The sequence below is a fragment of the Methylobacterium sp. A52T genome (genome assembly GCF_053346095.1).
This window is the reverse complement of record NZ_JBKFBI010000121.1, coordinates 1-18790: the sequence shown is the minus strand read 5'-3', so window position 1 is coordinate 18790 and position 18790 is coordinate 1. Positions and strand designations below refer to the sequence as shown.

General features: G+C 65.1%; 17 protein-coding genes. 9 read left to right on the top strand and 8 right to left on the bottom strand.

The genetic code is table 11. The annotated features are described in order from the left end of the window. Positions 1–21 precede the first annotated feature (21 nt). Together ACLBYE_RS23385 and ACLBYE_RS23380 are read right to left on the bottom strand one after the other, a co-directional pair. On the bottom strand, positions 22–816 hold the full coding sequence (locus ACLBYE_RS23385) for a DUF502 domain-containing protein (RefSeq protein WP_447696001.1): 795 nt from the start codon (positions 814–816) through the stop codon (positions 22–24). A 110-nt stretch (positions 817–926) separates the two neighbouring features. Further along, entirely contained in the window at positions 927–1862 is a 936-nt protein-coding gene (locus tag ACLBYE_RS23380) for a sugar kinase (RefSeq protein WP_447696000.1), read from the bottom strand. Between the two features lie 778 nt (positions 1863–2640). Between ACLBYE_RS23380 and ACLBYE_RS23375 the strand changes: the two genes are divergently transcribed. Then, on the top strand, positions 2641–3594 hold the full coding sequence (locus ACLBYE_RS23375; RefSeq protein WP_447695999.1) for a PAS domain-containing protein: 954 nt from the start codon (positions 2641–2643) through the stop codon (positions 3592–3594). Positions 3595–3817: 223 nt separating this feature from the next. On the opposite strand, the gene ACLBYE_RS23370 is transcribed toward ACLBYE_RS23375, so the two are convergent. Continuing rightward, complete coding sequence (locus ACLBYE_RS23370; protein ID WP_447695998.1) at positions 3818–4246, bottom strand: MucR family transcriptional regulator; 429 nt, start codon at positions 4244–4246, stop codon at positions 3818–3820. Positions 4247–4891: 645 nt separating this feature from the next. On the opposite strand from ACLBYE_RS23370, the gene ACLBYE_RS23365 reads away from it, so the two are divergent. After that, a complete protein-coding gene (locus ACLBYE_RS23365) occupies positions 4892–6304 on the top strand; it encodes a DUF4105 domain-containing protein (protein WP_447695997.1) in 1413 nt (470 codons plus the stop codon). A gap of 38 nt (positions 6305–6342) precedes the next feature. On the opposite strand, the gene ACLBYE_RS23360 is transcribed toward ACLBYE_RS23365, so the two are convergent. After that, positions 6343–7572, bottom strand: coding sequence for a serine hydrolase domain-containing protein (locus ACLBYE_RS23360; protein ID WP_447695996.1), 1230 nt, complete (start codon positions 7570–7572; stop codon positions 6343–6345). 337 nt (positions 7573–7909) lie between these two features. Between ACLBYE_RS23360 and ACLBYE_RS23355 the strand changes: the two genes are divergently transcribed. Beyond that, positions 7910–8236, top strand: a complete 327-nt coding sequence (locus ACLBYE_RS23355; RefSeq protein ID WP_447695995.1) for a DMT family transporter — start codon at positions 7910–7912, stop codon at positions 8234–8236. Between the two features lie 136 nt (positions 8237–8372). Further along, complete coding sequence (locus tag ACLBYE_RS23350) at positions 8373–8999, top strand: cell wall hydrolase (protein ID WP_447695994.1); 627 nt, start codon at positions 8373–8375, stop codon at positions 8997–8999. Between the two features lie 53 nt (positions 9000–9052). Here ACLBYE_RS23350 and ACLBYE_RS23345 read toward each other — a convergent pair whose 3' ends face one another. After that, positions 9053–9325, bottom strand: a complete 273-nt coding sequence (locus ACLBYE_RS23345; RefSeq protein ID WP_447695993.1) for a hypothetical protein — start codon at positions 9323–9325, stop codon at positions 9053–9055. 87 nt (positions 9326–9412) lie between these two features. Between ACLBYE_RS23345 and ACLBYE_RS23340 the strand changes: the two genes are divergently transcribed. Beyond that, positions 9413–9604 carry a hypothetical protein gene (locus ACLBYE_RS23340; protein WP_447695992.1) on the top strand — a complete coding sequence of 64 codons (192 nt, stop codon included), beginning with the start codon at positions 9413–9415 and terminating at the stop codon, positions 9602–9604. Between the two features lie 198 nt (positions 9605–9802). Next, a complete protein-coding gene (locus ACLBYE_RS23335) occupies positions 9803–10210 on the top strand; it encodes a hypothetical protein (protein WP_447695991.1) in 408 nt (135 codons plus the stop codon). A gap of 236 nt (positions 10211–10446) precedes the next feature. Here the strand turns inward: ACLBYE_RS23335 and ACLBYE_RS23330 are convergent, their stop codons facing one another. The 3 genes from ACLBYE_RS23330 to ACLBYE_RS23320 are packed head-to-tail and all read right to left on the bottom strand — an operon-like array spanning position 10447 to position 13734. Then, positions 10447–10992 (bottom strand): transglycosylase SLT domain-containing protein, encoded by a 546-nt coding sequence (locus tag ACLBYE_RS23330; protein ID WP_042670687.1) that lies wholly within the window; start codon positions 10990–10992, stop codon positions 10447–10449. Continuing rightward, the gene (locus ACLBYE_RS23325; protein ID WP_447695990.1) at positions 10952–12490 is read right to left on the bottom strand and encodes a flagellar hook-length control protein FliK; all 1539 of its coding nucleotides are present in this window, start codon (positions 12488–12490) and stop codon (positions 10952–10954) included. The genes ACLBYE_RS23330 and ACLBYE_RS23325 overlap by 41 nt, the downstream gene beginning before the upstream one ends. Next, the gene (locus ACLBYE_RS23320) at positions 12487–13734 is read right to left on the bottom strand and encodes a chemotaxis protein (RefSeq protein WP_447695989.1); all 1248 of its coding nucleotides are present in this window, start codon (positions 13732–13734) and stop codon (positions 12487–12489) included. The genes ACLBYE_RS23325 and ACLBYE_RS23320 overlap by 4 nt, the downstream gene beginning before the upstream one ends. 316 nt (positions 13735–14050) lie before the next feature. Here ACLBYE_RS23320 and ACLBYE_RS23315 point away from each other — a divergent pair, with 316 nt between their 5' ends. The 3 genes from ACLBYE_RS23315 to ACLBYE_RS23305 all read left to right on the top strand — a co-directional run bounded on the left by ACLBYE_RS23315 (position 14051) and on the right by ACLBYE_RS23305 (position 18549). Further along, positions 14051–15055: a tyrosine-type recombinase/integrase gene (locus ACLBYE_RS23315; protein ID WP_447695988.1), complete on the top strand. Its 1005-nt coding sequence runs from the start codon at positions 14051–14053 to the stop codon at positions 15053–15055. Between the two features lie 1011 nt (positions 15056–16066). Next, the gene (locus tag ACLBYE_RS23310; RefSeq protein ID WP_447695987.1) at positions 16067–18043 is read left to right on the top strand and encodes a hypothetical protein; all 1977 of its coding nucleotides are present in this window, start codon (positions 16067–16069) and stop codon (positions 18041–18043) included. A gap of 116 nt (positions 18044–18159) precedes the next feature. Beyond that, positions 18160–18549, top strand: coding sequence for a hypothetical protein (locus tag ACLBYE_RS23305; RefSeq protein ID WP_447695986.1), 390 nt, complete (start codon positions 18160–18162; stop codon positions 18547–18549). Positions 18550–18790 lie beyond the last annotated feature (241 nt).

Here is an 18790-nt window from a genome sequence, read left to right as displayed (position 1 = left end):
GCTGCCCCGCCTGGCGCCGCATCACGCGTCCTGCGGCTCCCGGCGGGGCAGCGGTCCGCCGGCCTGCTGGGCCGTCCGCAGGGTGGCCGCCATGGCGTTGAGGCGGCCCTGCGGGTCCTCCGGCTGGATCACCCCGGCCGACATCACCAGCTTGGCGGCGTCGTCGACGCTGATGGCAAGCTCCACCACATCCGCGCGCGGCAGGTAGAAGAAGAAGCCCGTGGTCGGGTTCGGCGCGCAGGGCAGGAAGACGCCGACGAGGTCGTCCGCCGGCGCCCCCCGGGCCCGCAGCGCCCCCTCGACCTCGTGGGCCGCCGGGGCGGACAAAAACACCACCGACCACGTGCCCTTCACGGGGAACTCCACGAGCCCCACCGTGCGGAACGAGGTGCCGTTGGCCGAGAACAGCGTCTCGAAGATCTGCCGCAGGCCCTTGTAGAGGCCGGAGATCACGGGGGTCCGCGCCAGCAGGACCTCGCCGAACTCGATCACCGAGCGTCCGACGAGGTTCGCCGTGAGGAAGCCCAGCAGGGTCACTGCCAGGAACGCGATCACGAGGCCGAGGCCCGGGATCGAGAACGGCAGGTAGTGGTCCGGCAGGTAGCTCGCCGGCACCAGCGGCTTCACGAACGAATCGATCAGCGCGATGAACCACCACGTGATGTAGGCGGTGATGGCGAGCGGGCCGGCGACGATGATGCCGGTGAGGAAATAGGTGCGCAGCCGGCCGCGCGCGCTGACCCGCGTCTTCGGGGTGCCGCCGCCCGCCGCGGCGTCGGGCTCGGGAACCTGGATCGGCGGGGGAATCGGCGCCACGGGTGCCCTCTCGGCCGCACCACGCGCGGCGATGACGCTGCGAGGGCCGTCCCCCGCTGGCAGAGAGGTAGCGGTTGCGCTTGTCCGCCTCAAGGGCGGCCCCGCCTCCCTCAGGCGTCCGGACCCGGCGGTCGGGCGGCGGGGACCGGCATCGCGTCCCGGGGAATCACGGCGCCGCGATGCCCGATCACCGCCCCGGCGAGGCGGTGCGCCTCGGCGGCGGCGGCTTCCGGTGCCAGCCCGGCGATGCGCGCCGCGAGGTAGCCCGCCGCGAAACTGTCGCCCGCCGCCGTCGTGTCGACGACCCGCGCGGCGCGCCCGGCCGGCACGGCGGTGTCGGCCGGGCCGTGCAGCACCCGGGCGACGGGGCCGGATCCGTCGGAGGTCTTGAGCACGATCTCGGCCCGGCCGCGGTGGCGCAGCACCTCGTCCTCGCCCGACGCGCCGAACAGCCAGTCCAGATCCTCGGCCGAGGCGAAGATCACGTCGGCCAGGTCCAGGGCCGCGCGGAAGGCCGCCCAGGCCTCGTCCCGGTCGGGCCAGCCGCGGGGACGGTAATTGGTGTCGAAGGCGACCTGCCCGCCCCGCTCCCGCAGGCGCGACAGCGTCTCGAACAGGGCGGCGCGCCCGGTCTCGCCGTAGAGCGAGAGGCTGATGCCGGACAGGTAGACGAGGTCGTAGCGCTCCAGCTCCGCCTCCGTCTCGGCGGCGCCCGGCTCGGTGAAGAGGTCCCGGGCCGCGGCCCGGTCGCGCCAGTAATGGAAGCTGCGCTCGCCGTCGGCATCCGTGCGGATGATGTAGAGGCCCGGCATCCGGCCCTGCAGGCGCCGGACCCGGTCGAGGCCGATGCCCTCGCGGCCCCAGGCCGCCGCCATCTCGTCGCTCCAGATGTCGTCGCCCAGCGCGGTCACGTAGTCCACCGCGACGCCGAGGCGCGCGAGGTAGAGCGCGGTGTTCAGCGTGTCGCCGCCGAAGCCCCGGACCAGATTCCCGTCCGGGCGTTCGGACAGTTCGACCATGCACTCGCCGATGCAGGCGACCCTCATGCGGTTCCTCCCGGTGCGCGACCCCGTGTCCCCGCATTGTACGGCCCGGCCTGTCAATCGCCACCGGTCCCGGTCCCGACCTCGCCGCGTCGGCCGCGCTCGCATGGCCCCGTCGCGCGCCCGTCTGCGAAGCCTCGGCGATCCAAGGATCGGCGCAACAATCTGCCGATTTCGTGGGATTTATGTATCTATAATTCGCGAATTTGTTGTAATATTCGCATCACGACCGGTTATGTAATCATATATACTGAGCAGCATTTACAATATTATCTGTAATAGGCGGCCATGACTCGGCATCGAATATCGGGGATGCGCTTTTCTGAAGTTCGATTCAAAGCCGGAACGGAAAATCACCATTCTTAAACACCGAAGGTCAGAGAACGACCGTCGCAACTAGGTGCATCGTCGAGCGAGATCCGGTCGCGTTGCTGTCGAGGTGGTGTGTGCCGAACGCGCCGGCGAGCGGGATGCGGTCGAGGATCCCGGAAACCTCCGCTCACAGCGCGGCAGGAACGAATCCGTTCGATCGGGAACAAATCGCGTCTGTTCGGAATGTCGCTGCAAGATGTTTATCGATCATGGTCTCCATGTTGACGGAGATACGTGCCGGATCCGAAGAAATCTCGGATGAATGGTGAAGTTTCGTGCCGGAAAAATTCTCGTGGCCGAACGGCGGGAACGGTGATACGGTTCGAACGGTGCTGAGATGTTCCATACTGCTTTAAGCGCTCTGACTTTCTCGTCGGGAGAGTTCCTGACTCTCACGGAAAGTCGGGGCGTGAGTGGGGCCTGGAGCTGGATCTTCGCGGGCGAGGAGCAGGTCTGGTCGCCCGGGTTCTACCGGCTGCTCGGGCTCGTTCCGAACGCCGCGAAGGCGCGCTACGACCTGTTGCTGAGCCTGATCCATCCCGAGGACCGGCCTCTCATGCCGGCGCTGGCGGACATCCGGCAGGGGCACGTGCCCCGCGAGGTCATCGTCCGGGTGATCCGGACGAACGGCACGGTGCGCACGCTCTCGCTGACGATGGAGGTGCGCGTCTCGGCGGAGGGGCGGCCCGTCGCCCTCAGCGGCACGGCGCTCGACGTGAGCGACCGCGAGCAGCTGGCGCGCCTGCGGCAGGAGGAGCGCCGCCGGCAGAGCGCGCTCTACCTCACGGAGCACATCACGACCTTCTCGATGGGACTCGACCGCGTCCGGGACATCCCGTTCGCCGTCGCCCAGGTCCACGGGCTCCCGCTGGAGGAGATCTGCGCCGAGCCGTATATCCTGATCGTTCCCGAGGAGCGCGCTGGCTTCCGGGCGGCGGCCCTGGAGCAGATCGAGCGGCGGGCGTTCTTCCAGGGGGGCGCCCACGAGCGCCTCGCCAACGGCGAGCTCTGGCACTTCCGGATCCTCACGATGCCGGTCTGGGATCCGGACGGGACCTACCTGGGTCGCTGCGGGCTCAAATACCCCGTCCGCAACCACGCCCCGCCCCCGGTCGGCCTGCACGAGGGGCTGGAGCATTCCGTGAGCGGCCACCACCTGCGGGCCGCGCGGGCGCTCCTCGACTGGTCGATGATGGAACTCGCTCAGGCGAGCGGCCTGTCGCATTCCACGGTGCGGCGTCTGGAAGAGGACAGCGAGCATCGGGGAAGCCGGTCCCGCCTGCACGCGGTCGAGGCGCTGCGCCGGGCCGGCGTCCGCTTCGTCCCCATCGATGACGGGACCCTGGCGGTCGCCCGGGTCTGAGCGGCCCGCGCGACAGGCGGGCGCTCGCGGGATCCGCCCTGCCGGGTCATCGGGGTCGGTCTCCGCGCTGGCCCCCCCCGGGCCCCCGACCCCAGCGCGGAGACCGGGACGGGCGGATCGGGTGATCCGCCGTCAGGCATTCCCGCGCCCGCGTCCCGCGGTGGCCCGGACGGGGCCGCCGATCCAGGGCGGTGCGGGCCAGGGCGACGCGGACTAGGCCGCCTCAGGCCGCCTTGTGGCCGAGCTGGATCGCCTTGGCGATCTCCGAGCGCTTGGCGGCGTAGCCCGGGGCCACCATCGGGTAGTCGGCCGGCAGGCCGTACTTCGCCCGGTAACGCTCCGGCGTGAGGCCGTGCGCCGTGAGGTGACGCTTCAGGGTCTTGTAGGACCGGCCGTCGATGAAGCTGATCAGGCCGTCCTCTTGGATCGAAGCCTCGATCTGCGCCGCCGTCGGGCCGGTCCAGCCGGGACCGGATCCCGAACCGCCGCCCTGCAGCACCGATATGGCCGTGTGCACCTGGTCGATCAGAACCGGCAGGTCTCCCACGCCCACCGCATTCCGAGACACGTAGGCCGCGACCAGTGATGCCGTGCACTTGATCAGGTCTGTGTTCAGGTCCGAGGTCTTTTCGTTCAAATCAATGGTGTTCATGAATCCCCCAGTACCGAAAATCGAGGCATGAAAACCGACGCATCGATAAAGCTGAGGCTGTGATCAGCTTTTACCGCCCAAGCATGCGCCGAATTGCTTCGAGTGTGCCAAGATTGGCGCGTAACTATACCAAAACTGTCTATTTTGTCTATACTTTATCTTAGGATGTTCTTTGAACATTTTCTGTTCTTGGGAGGCAACATGAGGTTGCTAGGCCGGCGGCGTCTCGCAAACAGTGCGCAGTTTCGGCCTCCGGTCCGGGAGGCTGTCCGCGATGACTGCGAACGGCCGCGCGATGACAGGCTGCAGGGGCGCGAATCAGCGGCGGAGACAGGGACGGATCGCGGATGCCGCCCGGTTACGGGTCGATCGGACCGCGGCCCGCGTCCCTGCTGACCTTCGGTCGGGCGGCGCGCGTCGGGATTCCGGGATCCGCGGGGCCTCTTCTCGGCCTCTCCTCGGCCTCTCCGCGGGCGCTGGCGCCCCGGCCGGGCCGCGATTAACAAAGTTCTCAGGCAAGGCGTGGATCGTGCGCGCCGGGCGCGTCGCGGAACGCTCGCGCGTCGGGAGCCTCGTTCCGGCCGTGACGGCACGGCGGCATCCGTGCGAGAGGCCCGTCGACGCGCGCTATCGAGGGCGACCCCTATGTCCGGACCCTGTGCGACCACTATCCCGCGCGCGCTCTCCGCGCTCGAAGCGCCCGGACCGGGCGCCGCGGACGCGGTCGGCGGCCGGATGCCGCCCCTCTGGATGCTGCTCGTCGGTCGGGCCGCGGTCCGCCGTCACTGGCACCTCATCGCCGCCACCGGCCTGCTGTGGTCGTCGCTCGGCCTCCTGGTGGTGATCGATTCCCTCGACGGTGCGCTCCACGTCCCGGACCGCTGGTTCGGCCTGATCCTCCTGGCCGAGGGCGTGAGTTCCCTCGTCGTCGGCGCGTCCGCGATCGGCGCCGCGCGCCGCCTGCGCCTCGCCAAGGGCGCGCTGCTGTCGGTCATGGCCGTGCTGATCATGATGGCCACGAAGCACAGCACCTTCCTGCTCGCCATGATCTTCGGCGTCGCCTTCGTGGTCGACGGCCTCGTCCGGATCACGATCGCCGGCCTGCTGAAATTCGCTGGCTGGCGGATGTCGGTCGCCCTCGGCGGCCTCAGCATCGCCTTCGGCCTGTTCCATCTCCAGCCCTGGCCGACATGGTACGCCGGCACGGTCGGCTACTGCATCGGCATGTTCCTGATCCTGAACGGCGCCAACCTCGCGCTGGTCGGGCTGCGCACCCGGCGCCTGGGCACCGCCGAGCCGGCGGTATCGGTCAGCGGCGACGAGCCCGGCAGCCTGACGGTCTATGTCTGGACGCCCACCGGGCAGGCGACCACCCCCGCCGGCCAGCGGCTGATCCGGCGCTACGTCGCTTCCGTGGACAAGGCCGGGCGCTTCTCCACCGGCCACGCGGCCCTGCAGCAGGGCGATGACCTCTACGTCAGCCACTACCCCGCGGTGGAGATCGACCGCTCCCCCGCCAACCTGCGCTCGAGCCTGCGCGCGGGCCCGGAGAACGACGTGCCCGGGCGCTTCCTGCCCTCGCACGCCGCGGAGGTGGCGGACTGGTGCCCCGCGACGGTGGCGGTGACGCTGAACGGCATCGACGCCGCCCGGCTGCGGGCGTTCTGGGCGCAGTACAGCCGCGACACCACCTACAACTTCATCAGCCGCAACTGCTCCACCACGGTGGCGCGGGCGCTGGACATCGCCGTGGAGGGCGCGTTCAGCTGCGGCGGGCATCCCTGGCGGCGGCTCGCGGCGGCGCTGACCACGCCGGAATTCTGGGCGGCGGCCTTCCTGCGCAACGGGGCGCGGTCCATGACCTGGACCCCGGGCCTCGTCCTCGACTACACGCGGGCGCTGAGCGCCCTCGTGGATCCGGCCTCGCCAGTGCCGTCGATCGCCTGGAAGCGGGTCGGCTGGCGGCTCCTGCGCAACTGGCGGGCGCGGGACCTCGCGCCCCTGAGCCCGATCGCCCGGCAGCCCTCCGTGCCGGGAGCCGGCCCGACAGAAGCCTGATCCCGGCCCGATCGGGGCTCGGGACCGCGGTCGCCCGCTCAGGGGTCCTTGCGGGCGGCGGGGCGGCCGGCAGCGAGGTCGCCCGCGATGGCCTGCATCACCGCCAGCGTGTCGACCTCGTCCTGCTCGGCGCCGTGGTCGCTGAGCTTCACGATCACCGTGCCGGTCGCGCGGTTCACGTAGATGTACTGGCCGTAGACGCCGATCGCCGAGATGTCGTCGTCCTCGCCGCCCGGGGCGTGCCACCACTGGGCCGAGTACTGCCAGCCGTCGACGTCGCGCCGGGCCGGCGTCATGATCCGCTCGATCCAGCGGCCCGGGATGATGCGGTGATCGCCCGACCGGCCCTGGTCGGCCACCAGAAGGCCGAGGCGGGCGAAGTCGCGGGCCGTCGCGTTGATGCAGCAGAACGCCTTCTCGATGCCGCCGGGCCGGTCGAGGTTCCAGGTGGCGTCGGCCTGGGCGCCCATCGGCTTCCAGATCCGCTCCGAGAGGATGTCGGCCAGCGGCTTGCCCTCGACCCGGGCGAGGATCAGGCCGAGCAGCTCGGTGTCGATGCTGCGGTAGCGGCCCTTGGTGCCGGGCTTGAACGCCAGGTGGGCGTTGTCGCGCACGAAGGCCGTGAGATCGCGCGTCAGGTACATGCCGGCGGTGCCGGTCAGGGGATGCCGGGGGTCGTAGTTCTCCGGCACGGCGATCCCGCTCGCCATGTCGAGGAGGTTGCGCACGGTGATCTGGCCGAAGACCGCGCCGTTCCGCAGCTCGGGCAGGAGAGTGGAGACCCGGTCGGTCTCGGCGAGCTGACCCCGCGCCACCGCGGCGCCGACCAGCAGCGAGACGACGGACTTCGCCACCGACCACGAGGGGAACAGTGTCTCCGGTCCGGTGCCTGCGCGCTGCCACTCGTGGATCAGGACGCCGTCCTGCAGCACCAGGAACGCGTTGGTGTGGGTCGCCTCCAGCACCGTCATCAGCGGGACCGTCTTGCCCTTCCAGGGGACGCGGTCGAGGATCGGGCGCGGCCGCGCCGGCAGGTCGCTCGCCCGGGCCGGGGCCTGGACGATCCGGCTCGGGAACCACGTGCCCACCGACGACGGCTCGATGACCGCGAGCGCCGTCAGGGTGACGGGATCGGGGACGTTGATCAGCGCGGCCGCGGTCCAGGCGCAGCCCGCGATCGCGGCGCCGCCCGCCGCGGCGATCGCGCCCCAGCGGCGGCCCCGGCGCGCGCGGGCCGGAGAATCCGGGATCGCCAAGGACGCGGTCATGCTGGATCTGTGTCGCTCTGGATCGTCGCTGTCGCGCGGCCGGCCCCGGGGCGGGACGGCGCGCGGTCACCATGATCAGCAGGCCTTAACGAAAGCCCCAATCGGCCCCGGCGCCGGGCCGGTCCGTCGCCCGCGAAGCGGCGAGCCGCCGGTTCGGAAATGTTCACGGATCTGTGGCCTTGTGTCCGGCGGCCGCCGACGTCCCGCGGCCGTTTCGACACGGATCCGGGCCGGTCCAGCGCCGCCCCGTCCGCGCGGGCGTCCGATTCGAACCTGGTTCTACACGCCTCGACCGCCCGACTCACCCAGCCCGCGCAGCCCGAAAGTCCGCCGTGCCATGAATCCGTACCTGATCCTCGGGCTCGCCATCGGCGCGGAGGTGACCGCCACCCTGGCGCTGAAGGCCGCCGACGGCCTCACCCGCCCGGGGCCGACGGTGATCGTGGCCGTCGGTTACGGCACCGCCCTGTGGCTGATGTCGACCAGCATGGACATGCTGCCGATCGGCGTGGTCTACGCGATCTGGTCGGGGATCGGCATGATCGGCGCGGCGCTCGGCGGCGCGTGGCTGTACGGCGAGGCGCTAAACCCGACGATGCTGGTGGGCATCGGGGTGATCGCCCTGGGCGTGACCGTCCTGGCCGCGGGCCAGGGCCAGCACTGAGGCTCCCCGTCCGGTCCCGAAACGGGACAGCCTCGCCACATCCTCGCCGCGAACGTGCCGTCAAGCTTGGCCTTCGTCCGGTCGGAGCGGAACACCGCCCGGCTGGTCAGGCTGGAGGAGCACGGAGCGCGGATGCATGCGGGGTAGCGAGAGGACGAAGGTCGGTCCTGCACTGATCGTTCTGGCGGCGGCCGGCGGCCTGGGGGCCTGCAACACCGCGTCGCCGGTGCTCACGACGGGATCGATCCCCGACCGCAAGCCGCCGATGGTCGTCAGCGACGCCGAGCGCGACTGTCTGGGCCGCGCCATGTACTTCGAGTCGAACAGGAGCGACAGCGACGGGCTGGTCGCCGTCGGCACGGTCGTGATGAACCGGCTCGAGAACGCGATCTTCCCGGGCGGCATCTGCGCGGTGGTCGGGCAGCCGGGACAGTTCGCGCCGGGCGTCCTCACCAAGCCGATGCAGGAGAAGGATCTCCAGAAGGTCGCCGACGCCGCCGACGCCGTCCTGGCCGGCGAGCGGCACCCGAAGGTCGGGAAGGCGATGTTCTTCCACACCGCGGGCCACCGCTTCCCCTACACGAACATGCACTACGTGGCCGTCGCCGGCGGCAACGCCTTCTACGAGAAGCGCGACAGGCGCACGGCCAAGCTGGAGAAGCAGGAGAAGCCGGCTCAGCAGGACAGGCCGGCCACGCCCGCCCTGCCCGCGACGGCCCTGACCTTCGCGGCCGTACCCGCGCCGCCCGCCGCGAGCCCCTGATCGAGACGGCCCGATCCGACCGCCGCGTCCCGGATCTGCGCGGCGAGCTCCGGTCAGCCGGCCGCCGCGTCCTCCGCGCGGCTCGCTCGCAGGGTTCGGGCCTCCTGCCGGGCGGCGGCCAGCACCCGCTCCCGGCTCACCGGCTCCCGCAGCGATTCCCACAGACGGAGCAGCTCCAGCGTCGGCAGCGCGTCGCAATCCGGTGGCGCGTCCCCGGACGCGCGCCCGGCCGCGGGCGCGCATTCGGCGAAGAAGATCTCGACCGGGCTCCCCAGCGCGTCGGCCAGTCTCCCCAGCAGCGCGTCGGCCTGGGCGGTCGGGATCATGGCGAATCCTGTTTCTGCGCGGGCGGTCGAACCGGATCCTTACCTTTAAGTTGTATGCTCGGCATTCAACCAGGTTACTGCACCGCCATGTCCGACGACGACGGTTTTGACCGCATGGTGGAGGCGACGATCCTGGCCCATCAACTCGTGGCCGCGCACGGCACGGCGACGATGCAGCTCCTGTCCCGATTGCTGCTCATGGAGATCGGTACGGAGATCGCGGCGCGGCGCGATCCCGATCCGGCCGCCAACGACAATCCGGACGCCCTGGAGGAGTAGAGCGCGCTTCGCCGGCGTTCCGGTCGGATCGGGTCCCGGCGGGGGAACCGGCCCGACCCGTAATCCTTGGCGCGGTGCAATGGAGCGGGTGGCAAATCTGTTGATCGGCCCATCGATCCGAGCAGGCGGCATTTACAAGAATGGATAACGGTCTAGCTTCTGGGTAGAAACTACCCACGAATCACGGATCCCTCGCCGATGATCGCCGAACGGGTAGCGCTCGCCGGTGCGCTCCTCCTGCTGAGCATCACGCCCGCGGTCCCCCAGCTGCGCCGTCCGATGACGTGTACGGTGGAGGCGTCGACCAGTCTCGATGTCGCCGCGCCCGAAGGGGCCAAACCGCAATCCCACAAGGCCCGGACATTCTCGCTGGTCTCCAGCGGCGGCCTGCTGACCGTGATCTCGGCCGGGCGCTCCGACTATTACGAGTGCCAGACGGCCTCGCCGCGGCTGAACGAGCGCACGCCGCGCAACGCGATCAAGTGTCAGAACGGCGTCTACTTCCTCCTGATCGACCTCAACAAGATGAACTTCGTTGAGGCGCAGCTCAATCCCGAGGAACGCAACGACGTCAAGGTCAGCTACGGGAATTGTCGGACCCTGTAGGGGCGTCGCCGGGCAACCTAGTCCATGTGGATCAGGACGTAGGCGGCGGCGGCAACGGCCGTGAGGGTGAGGACCACCAGCAGCGCCGTTTTCCCGGGCGGTCCTTCCGGCGGGTCTGGGGCGTCGGTCATGCGGCTCCTCCGGGCCGGTGACGGGGCCTCTGCCGAAAGGGCCCGGTCCTTCGGTTGGTTCCCTGACCGGGCCCGGTCCGCATTCCTCCGCCCCGGCTGGGACGATCACCGGCAGAAATGCGCCGCGGCCGGCGTCCACTGGCCGAAGCCCGTGGCGACCATGTTGGCCACGACCCGGCAGATGTAGATCTTTTGCGCCGCGTTGTTGTGCGGGCCGGCGTGATAGCGCGCCACGGCCATCGTCCAGCTGCCCTCCCGCCGCTTCAGATCCCGGAGAAATTGCGTCGCGTAGTCCACGTTCGCGCGCGGGTCGATCATGGCCTCGACCGAGGCGAACTTTTCGCCGTGATAGTGGTGGTTGATCTGCATGCAGCCGAGATCGATCAGGCGCGCCCCCCGGCGGCGCGCCGCGGCGAAGTGGGCCAGCACGTCCTGGGGCCCGGTCGCGAAATAGGCCGCCCCTTCGATGTTCATGGCGTAGGGCTGGAGCGAGCCGCGCTTGCCCGTCTCCGTGAGGCCGACCGCGTAGAGCACGCCGAGGGGCACGCCGTAACGGGCCGCGGCACGGCCCATCTCGGCCTCGCACACGGTCCCGGCGACCGGGGCGGCGCTACAGATAAACGCCGCCGTCGCGAGGACGTACCGTCTCATCTGTCCGCTCCCCGTCGCGCCTGCCGATCGTCGGCCGCTGCGCCGCGTGCTGGTCTGCCTGCCGCTGCCCGTCCCCGCCGTGATCCGGCCGGGCACCGCCGTCGGTGAGCCCGGATTGGCCCTGTGACGGTGATCCGCCCGCGGAGAACCCGGCGTCGCCGGGGCGAACCGGCTCGACAATGATCTCGGGCCGGTAATGGGCCTGCTTGAGCAGTTCGGTGAGGATCGCCGAATCCCGCTGCAGCATCGCCGCCGTCTCGGGACGCGCGGCGCGCAGATGGGTCTCGAGCTGACCGTCGACGAGCCGCAATTCCACCGTGACGATCCCGAGGCTCTCCGGCCGGAGCTGGATCTTGAGCACCCGGAGCGGCCCGTCCTGAGCCGCGAGGATCGCCGGATCGGCGCCGACGCGACGCTCCGGTCCGGCCGCGGTCGCGCGCTCGATCTCCTCCGTGATGGCCGCCGCGATCGTCGGCAGGACGGCGGCGAGTCGGGTCGGCTCGGTCCCGGATCCGTTGCCCGGACCCGGGATGGAGCCGCCCGGCGGCCCTTTCCGGCCGGTGGGGGCGAGGAGGAGTCCGGCGATGCCGGAGCGGGAACGGTTGTCCTCGCGTGCCGTGAGCTCCCCCGGCCCATCGATCCCCGTCGCGGTGCGGGCCGACGCATCGCCGGCTCGAGGCTCGGGATCGGTCGCGAGGGCGGCCGTCGCCTTCGGCGGCGCTGCGACCGCCTTCCCGGTGACCGTCCCGGCAATCTGGGCGGCGATCCGGGCAGCGATCTGGGCGGCAGGCGCGATCGGAGCAGGCTCGGGCCCGGCGACGGCCGGAACCACCGGTTCGGGGCGGTCGGCTCGAGGCTGAGCGTCCGCCGCGGTCGGGACGGCCGGCAACGGGGACGTTGCCGCTGCGGCGGACGGGAGGGCGTGCCGGGCCGCCTCGGGCAGGACGGGCTTGAAGTGAACCGCCCGGTCGAGGACCTCGACCTGCGGGGGGCTGCCCTGCAGCAGGGTGCCCGGGCTCGGCCCGGCGCGCGGCGACGCGTCCGCGCGGGCCGCCTCGAGATTTCCCACGAGGTTGGTCGCCGGGGCCGCGTCGGGGCCCGCCGGGGATGCGGCGGATGGGGCCGGTCCCGGAGCACCGGTCCCGTGTTCCGCGGGCATCTCCGGACGGGCCGACAGGACGGCGGCGCTCAGGATCTCGGCGAGCGCCGCGGCCGCGCTGCCGGGATCGACCGGTGACGGCGGCGGCGCGGGCGATGCGCCGGCTTCGGGCCGCCGATCCTCCCCGGTCTCGCCCTCCGGTTCGCCCATCTCACCCCCGTCGGTCTCGGGTCGGGCCGCGGGAACTCCGCCCGAGACCGCGCGCAGCACCAGGTCGAAGGCGCCCCGCGCCGCCGCATCCGGCAGCGCCTGAAGGTCGCCCGCCGGATGCGGGGACGGTGCGACATCCCGATCGGGTTTGGGGACGGGTTTCTGGGCCGCGGCGGAGATCGTGTTCACGGGGTCGCCTTGCTGAGCATCAGATCGATCCGGTCGATCGTGGCCTGCGCCTTCGGGATCAGGCTCGCGGGCCCGTCGGCGGGATCCGGCGCCGCCCGCGCCGGCTTCGCGGCGGCGTCGGCCTCCGGCAGGCCGGGCCGGCCGGCGAGCCCGCGTCCGATCGCCTCGGCCGTCGAGAGCGCCGTCTCGAGGAGGAGCAGGTCGCGGGCCGTGAGCTTGGCCCTGTCGAGCGATCTCAGCGTCCGCGACCCGGACTGGAACGTCGCCAAGCTCACGATCTCGGCGGCCGCCCGGTAGAGCTGGCCGCGGGTCGCCTCCGCGCTTCCGGGCGTGCAGAGCGCGAGGGCCTTCTCGCTGGCGCGGAGCGCCGAGGCCGTCTGGCCCGCCTGGATCGCCGTCTGGGCGACCACGAGATACAGGTCGCGCCGGCTCTCGGGGCCGAGTTCGTTCAGGATCCCGTTGAGGGTCGCGAAGCGCTCCGCGTCGTGGCCGATATCGAACTGCGTCAGCTGATAGGCCAGTCGCTGCCGGAAGTTGCCCGCGTAGATCGAGTGCGGGAAGCGGCGCAGGTACTGGATCGCCAGCGCCTCGAACGTCTTCAGGTCGCCGATCTGACCGAGGGTGAAGATCTCGCGGCGCAGGGCGCCCTCCTCGGTCAGCGTGCCCGGCAGCAGCACCCGGACGCGGTCGAGCAGGGCGATCGCCCGGACCGGCTGGTCGGGCACGGCGAGCGACGCCTGCGTCAGGCCGATGGCGCCCGCGAGCGTCGGTGGCAGATCCGTCGTGTCGACGTCCTGGAGCAGGCGCCGCGCCTCGGCCTCCCGCCCCTCGACATAGGCGAGCGCGCCGCGCGCGAGCGTCGCTTCGGGCTCGCCGATGCCGTCCTGCGCCGTCAGCCGCCGCAGGACGGCCGGACCGCCGCCGCTGAGGGCGAAGGTGATCGCGGACCGGAGATTGTTCCGGCGGCCCCAGATCTGGGGCGGGGCGGCCAGGAGATCCGCGTTGATCCGGGCGATCAGCGGCGCCTGGCTCTCGTGGGCGGCCAGGGAGCCGGCGGCGACCCGATCCTGCAGCAACTGGAGCGTGCGCACCCACTGCACCGGATCGCCCGTCTGTTCCTGCGGCTCGGCGGCCGGGGCAGCCGGAGGGCCGCCCGCCGGTTCCGCGGCGACGGGGGCCGCCGTCCCCGCGATGAGCAGGCCGAGGGTGGCCGCCACGATCCGCCCGATCCGGGACACGCTCATCCTGGAGATCCCTGCAGGAGAATCTCGATCCGCCGGTTCTCCGGAGCCTTCGGATCCGCGGCGTTGCGCGGCGTCCGATCCGCAGCGCCCTCGACGCGCCAGATCCGCGCTTCGTCGATCCCGGCCCGGGTGAGCATGTACGCTGCGATACTAGGTCCACACTAGGCAATCGCGCTGCTATGCATCCAATCCACGCCAGTCGATGGTAAAACCGTTGTAAAACAATGGCTTAACTGTCGACCAAGAACCATCGATCTCTATCGGAAAACCCTGATCCGCGCGTTTGGGCACAACTTCGGGCACAGTGAGGATCAAGATGGCTACCATCAGGAAAAGGAATGGGAAGTTCCAAGTCCAAATACGTGTGAAAGGAACTCAATCGATAACACGAACATTTCGAACGAAATCGGAAGCGGTAACATGGTCTAGGGCTACCGAGTCCGACAGATATCGCAATCCAGTAGCGCGAAACCAGGCGCCATTCAGCAAAGAGACCTTTGGAACCTTACTGGAACGGTACTACATCGAGGTTCTATCGAAAAGGCATTGGTATAGAAGGGAGTGTTCGATACTTAGACGATTTCAAAGATCAGACCTGTACAACATAAAGATCAACGATCTAACCGAAGGAGATGTTGCTCGCTACAGAGATAAAAGACTGACGATTGTTAAGCCTGCCACGGTTGTAAGAGAGCTATGTATTGGTTCGCACTGTTTGACTATTGCCCAAAGCGAATGGGGCGTCAGTCTGACTGCTAATGCCTTCAAATCTGTACGGAAACCGAAGATTCGAAACAGTAGAGAGCGACGTATCTCAAAAGACGAATGGGACCGAATCGTTGAAACTGATGGCCGCAGGGGCTTACGATCGATGCGATATATCATCGAGTTGGCCGTCGAGACTGCAATGAGGAAAGGCGAGCTTCTCAGAGCGGAATGGAAAGATCTTGATTTGGAGCAGTCCACACTTCACATCCCTAAGACGAAGAACGACTATCCGAGAACGATTCCACTCACACCAAAAGCAATAGAGATAATAAAATCAATCGAAAGACGGGATGGCGTGGATACCATCATACCCATCAACTATTACACTTTGAGTTCTTGGTGGGCCGAGTTGCTTAAGGCTACCGGGATCAATAATCTGCGATGGCATGATCTGCGGCATGAAGGCATTTCTAGACATTTCGAATATGGGCTTAGTGTTCCCGAAGTTGCGATGATATCAGGACACCGTGACTATCGAATGCTGAGAAGATACACGCACATTCATCCTACAACAGTCGCAAATAAACTTGCCGCGATTTTCAATAATAGTTGATGATTGAATGCGCGGCAGGGGAGAACCAACTAATCTCCTGCCGGGCGTTCTCGCTGTTGTTCGAATAGGGGCTGGTTCAGGCGTGGTGAATCGAACCTCCGATGAACGGCTATTTCACCGTCATATTACCAGTAGTCTCAGGGCAAACGACTTGAGATATACAATCCTAGAGACCGTATGTATGAGAGTTCGGTGCGATAAACAAGGGCAACCTAGGGCTATCGTCCGATCTGACCTTCTCGGATATAGCGCAGCCTGAACAAGCCAAGATCGTCCCACAATCCCCACAGCAAAGTTCAGTGAAGCAGGGGCATACAACAGTTATATCGACAGCCCTCTACGACTTCTGACTGATTTAGAAATAACAGTTGTTCAAAACAAAAATCTAGAGTTGATTAAATAGTACCTTGAATCGGGTTTACATCTTAATAACATTGGTCTATAAGATGGCTATGCCGCGCCAAACTACGGCAGGTATATTCACAGCCTCAAGCTTGATTGGGGCTCTTTCTCCAAACTGTCGCTCAATCATCATGCTCCGACCAAGGTGGGGCCATCATTTTGCGCACACTCAATCAATATAGGAAGTAACCATTGTTAGAAGTATTACTATCATCTACAGCCATGGGTAGTGGAAAAACAGAGTCAACCATCCGCCAACTGATCAAACTGATACGGAACGGCGAGAACTGCATACTCACTTTACCAACAATCGATCTCAGTAATCAGATACTTAGATCTATTATTCTACTTGCGCCGGACATACACGTCGAGGTCATCAACGGGGAGAAATATCCGAACCGCTCAGTGTTTCGATTATCCGAGCATCTTAGACGACCGCCAGATCACCCGCACCTAGTTATCACCACGTGGGAATCCTTCGTAAGGCTCCCGCGCTTATTCAACCAAGACAAGTTCCATCTTAAGATCGACGAGGTTCCTAAGGCGTTCAAGTCGTTCAGTGCGCGGCTACCACGGAATCACACGCGCCTGACAGAGACGATTAGAATAGTGCCTCAGGGATCATCCTACGGGGAGATCACAGTCATCGACAAAGGTTCCATACGCGCAATGGCTGAAAACAAAAACATTGATGCCATTGATACAATCTTTCAACCGTGCGCGCTGAACATATTAGACTCTAAGTTCAAGACCTTTGTGAACATAGAGCAGCATCAAGGACTACTCAGAGGGAGCGCGGATGAGCCGTTTTTGAGGACATTCTCGCTACTGATGCCTAATGTCTTCATTGGCTTCCGGTCAGTGTCGATCCTTGGGGCTAGAGCTAATGAAAGTATGTTGTTCAAGTGGTTTGATCGATGCGGCGTCAGGTTCAAAGATGACGAAGAAATCCTGTCTACGTTACGCTACAGAGAGCAGCCAAACGGTGACCTGATAGACTTCTATTATCTTTCCGAAACAAATTGGTCACTCTATACGCAAGAACAACACCCTGAACTAAGGAATACCTTTGTCGCTGGTGCCATAAATCATCTCGGCAATCAACCGTTCTGCTGGATTGATAATGTTGAGTTTGAGTCAACCAGTCCATTCGGGTCAATGCCTAACGGTCTGAAACTACCGCACGGCTCGCATGGTCGCAACGACTTCCAGCATCTACATAATCTTGTTGTGCTTACGGCATTCAATCTCCCACCGCCCGAGAGTCTGTTCTTGGAAGGTGTGGCCGGCATTTCGAAACATGAACAGAAGATCGCGCATGATTTCCACAACACCATGCAGACCATTGGGCGCATCTCTGTCCGTGATCCAAATAACAGAAATAGAAAGACAGTTATCCTGTCCGACAGACCGAATGCGGAATGGCAGTCACAGGTCTTTGTTGGTTCTCGGGTCCATTCAATGAACTTAGATCACAGGAAACCCAAAAAACCGGGACCATTCAGGAAATACGAGAATGGTATGGAACGACAGAGAGCTAAGAGGCTAAGGGACAAGGAGGAACAAGATCGACTGGTAGAGAAGCACGATTTGGGCGCTGAACGCATCTTAGAAGCCGGATTTCATATGTCGTGTCACAAGTTCTCCTACAACACTTTAAGGGAATCTGTGACAGCATATCAAGGATCTATAGTCAACGGCACATTCGAAGGCATGTCATTCCCCATCACTATGAGCACTCGGGATTTCGGCATCTATATGAATGGATTGCACAAAAGGACCTATCCGACCAAAGAGGCAAACCAACTCATCATGCCCGGCCTATGTATAACAGTTCCAGGAGTGGATACGGACAGGGGTGTGGAGAACGCACTATTTGGGCGCCACATCTATCTCGATATTGATGGAGGAAATCTAAGGCACCTTCGTTTAAGTCGAATGTTCCCTCACATAGAGATGATTGTTTATAGCTCATTCAATCATACCGAAGAGTCTCCTAGGTATAGAGTGGTATTTCTAACCGAAGGATTGGTTTCTCCATCAACCTATAAGTTCATATGGCGGCAGATTGTCCAGAAGATCGAGAACTCGGGGTATCTTGGCAACAACAGTTATCGACCGAAGGGCGAGCGCAAGCTTCACGGTATCGATAACAAGCCGAACATCGTAAATCTGTTCTACCTACCTTGCCAGCCCAAGAACGGAAAAGGCTTCTACTTTCACTATAAGAAAAATCGGCGACCAATCTGCGTCAGTGAATGGATCAACAATGCGATATGCACTCGGTTCGACGAAGATGAGTTTGAGGAGATTATAACAGTTACAGAGCTTGAACGGGAGGTTTCTGAGTCTACTCCGATGATTGAGGCGGCTATGGGACGATATCGGAAGTTCATTAATAGCATTGATCCCGCAACAGGAGAACTTGGTAGTAGCAATAAGGCTCTATTTGTTCTCAATCAATCACTAAAGCGCGCCAAGGTTGAATCATACGAACGAGGCGCGGCTCTTACACTTGCTGCAAGAGAGAGTAGATCGCCGCACGACCGACTCAGAGACATGGAGCGTTACATGAAGCGTCGTTAAAATATTTTTTGACTTAGAGGCTCCAGCTGACGATGTGGGCCGGATTTTTGGTAGAACATTGCCATTCTTCTAGCCCCTTCCAACCAAAATCTTCAACCTCATTTTCACCAATCATCATGATCAACTTCAATATCGATTACATAACAGAAGATTTCCGCCATTTTAGGCATCGCTCGAATAGCGATTATACATACCTTCTACGTATGACGCTGTTTAGAGCGGCCAATGAAGCGGATCATCGCTACTACTTGACGACCGGTGAGAAGGCCAAGGAATACAGGCGCCTCTCCTATGAACTGGATGAGATGGCGAGCAATATTGAACACTATTTGGAAGATGGTGGGCGGATCAAACCAAAATACATCGCGACGATCTTAGAGGCTGTCATCCTATCCCGCCATCTCATCCTGTTGGACCAAAGGGAGACCCGTGCCCAATACGACGCCATCATAGATAATCTCGTTCGCGTGCAGGAGGATAGCGAGACGGAAGAGATCGCGGCATGACATAAGGGCACCCTCTGCGCCCTGAATGATCCACAATGGCCCTTGGGATCACTCAGGATCGTCCCTCGCGCCTTTGAGGCTGATAGACGGTCGGCCTCACTCGAAAGCCTGATCGTATCCATCCGGTGAAGGACGCGGGAGCTACGGTTTCGGCGGGAGCAGATCACTTTCCGCCGTATGGGCCGCGATCCGCTCTTTCAGCTCGTCGATCCCATCGTTGGTAAACGCTGGGTACGCCTCG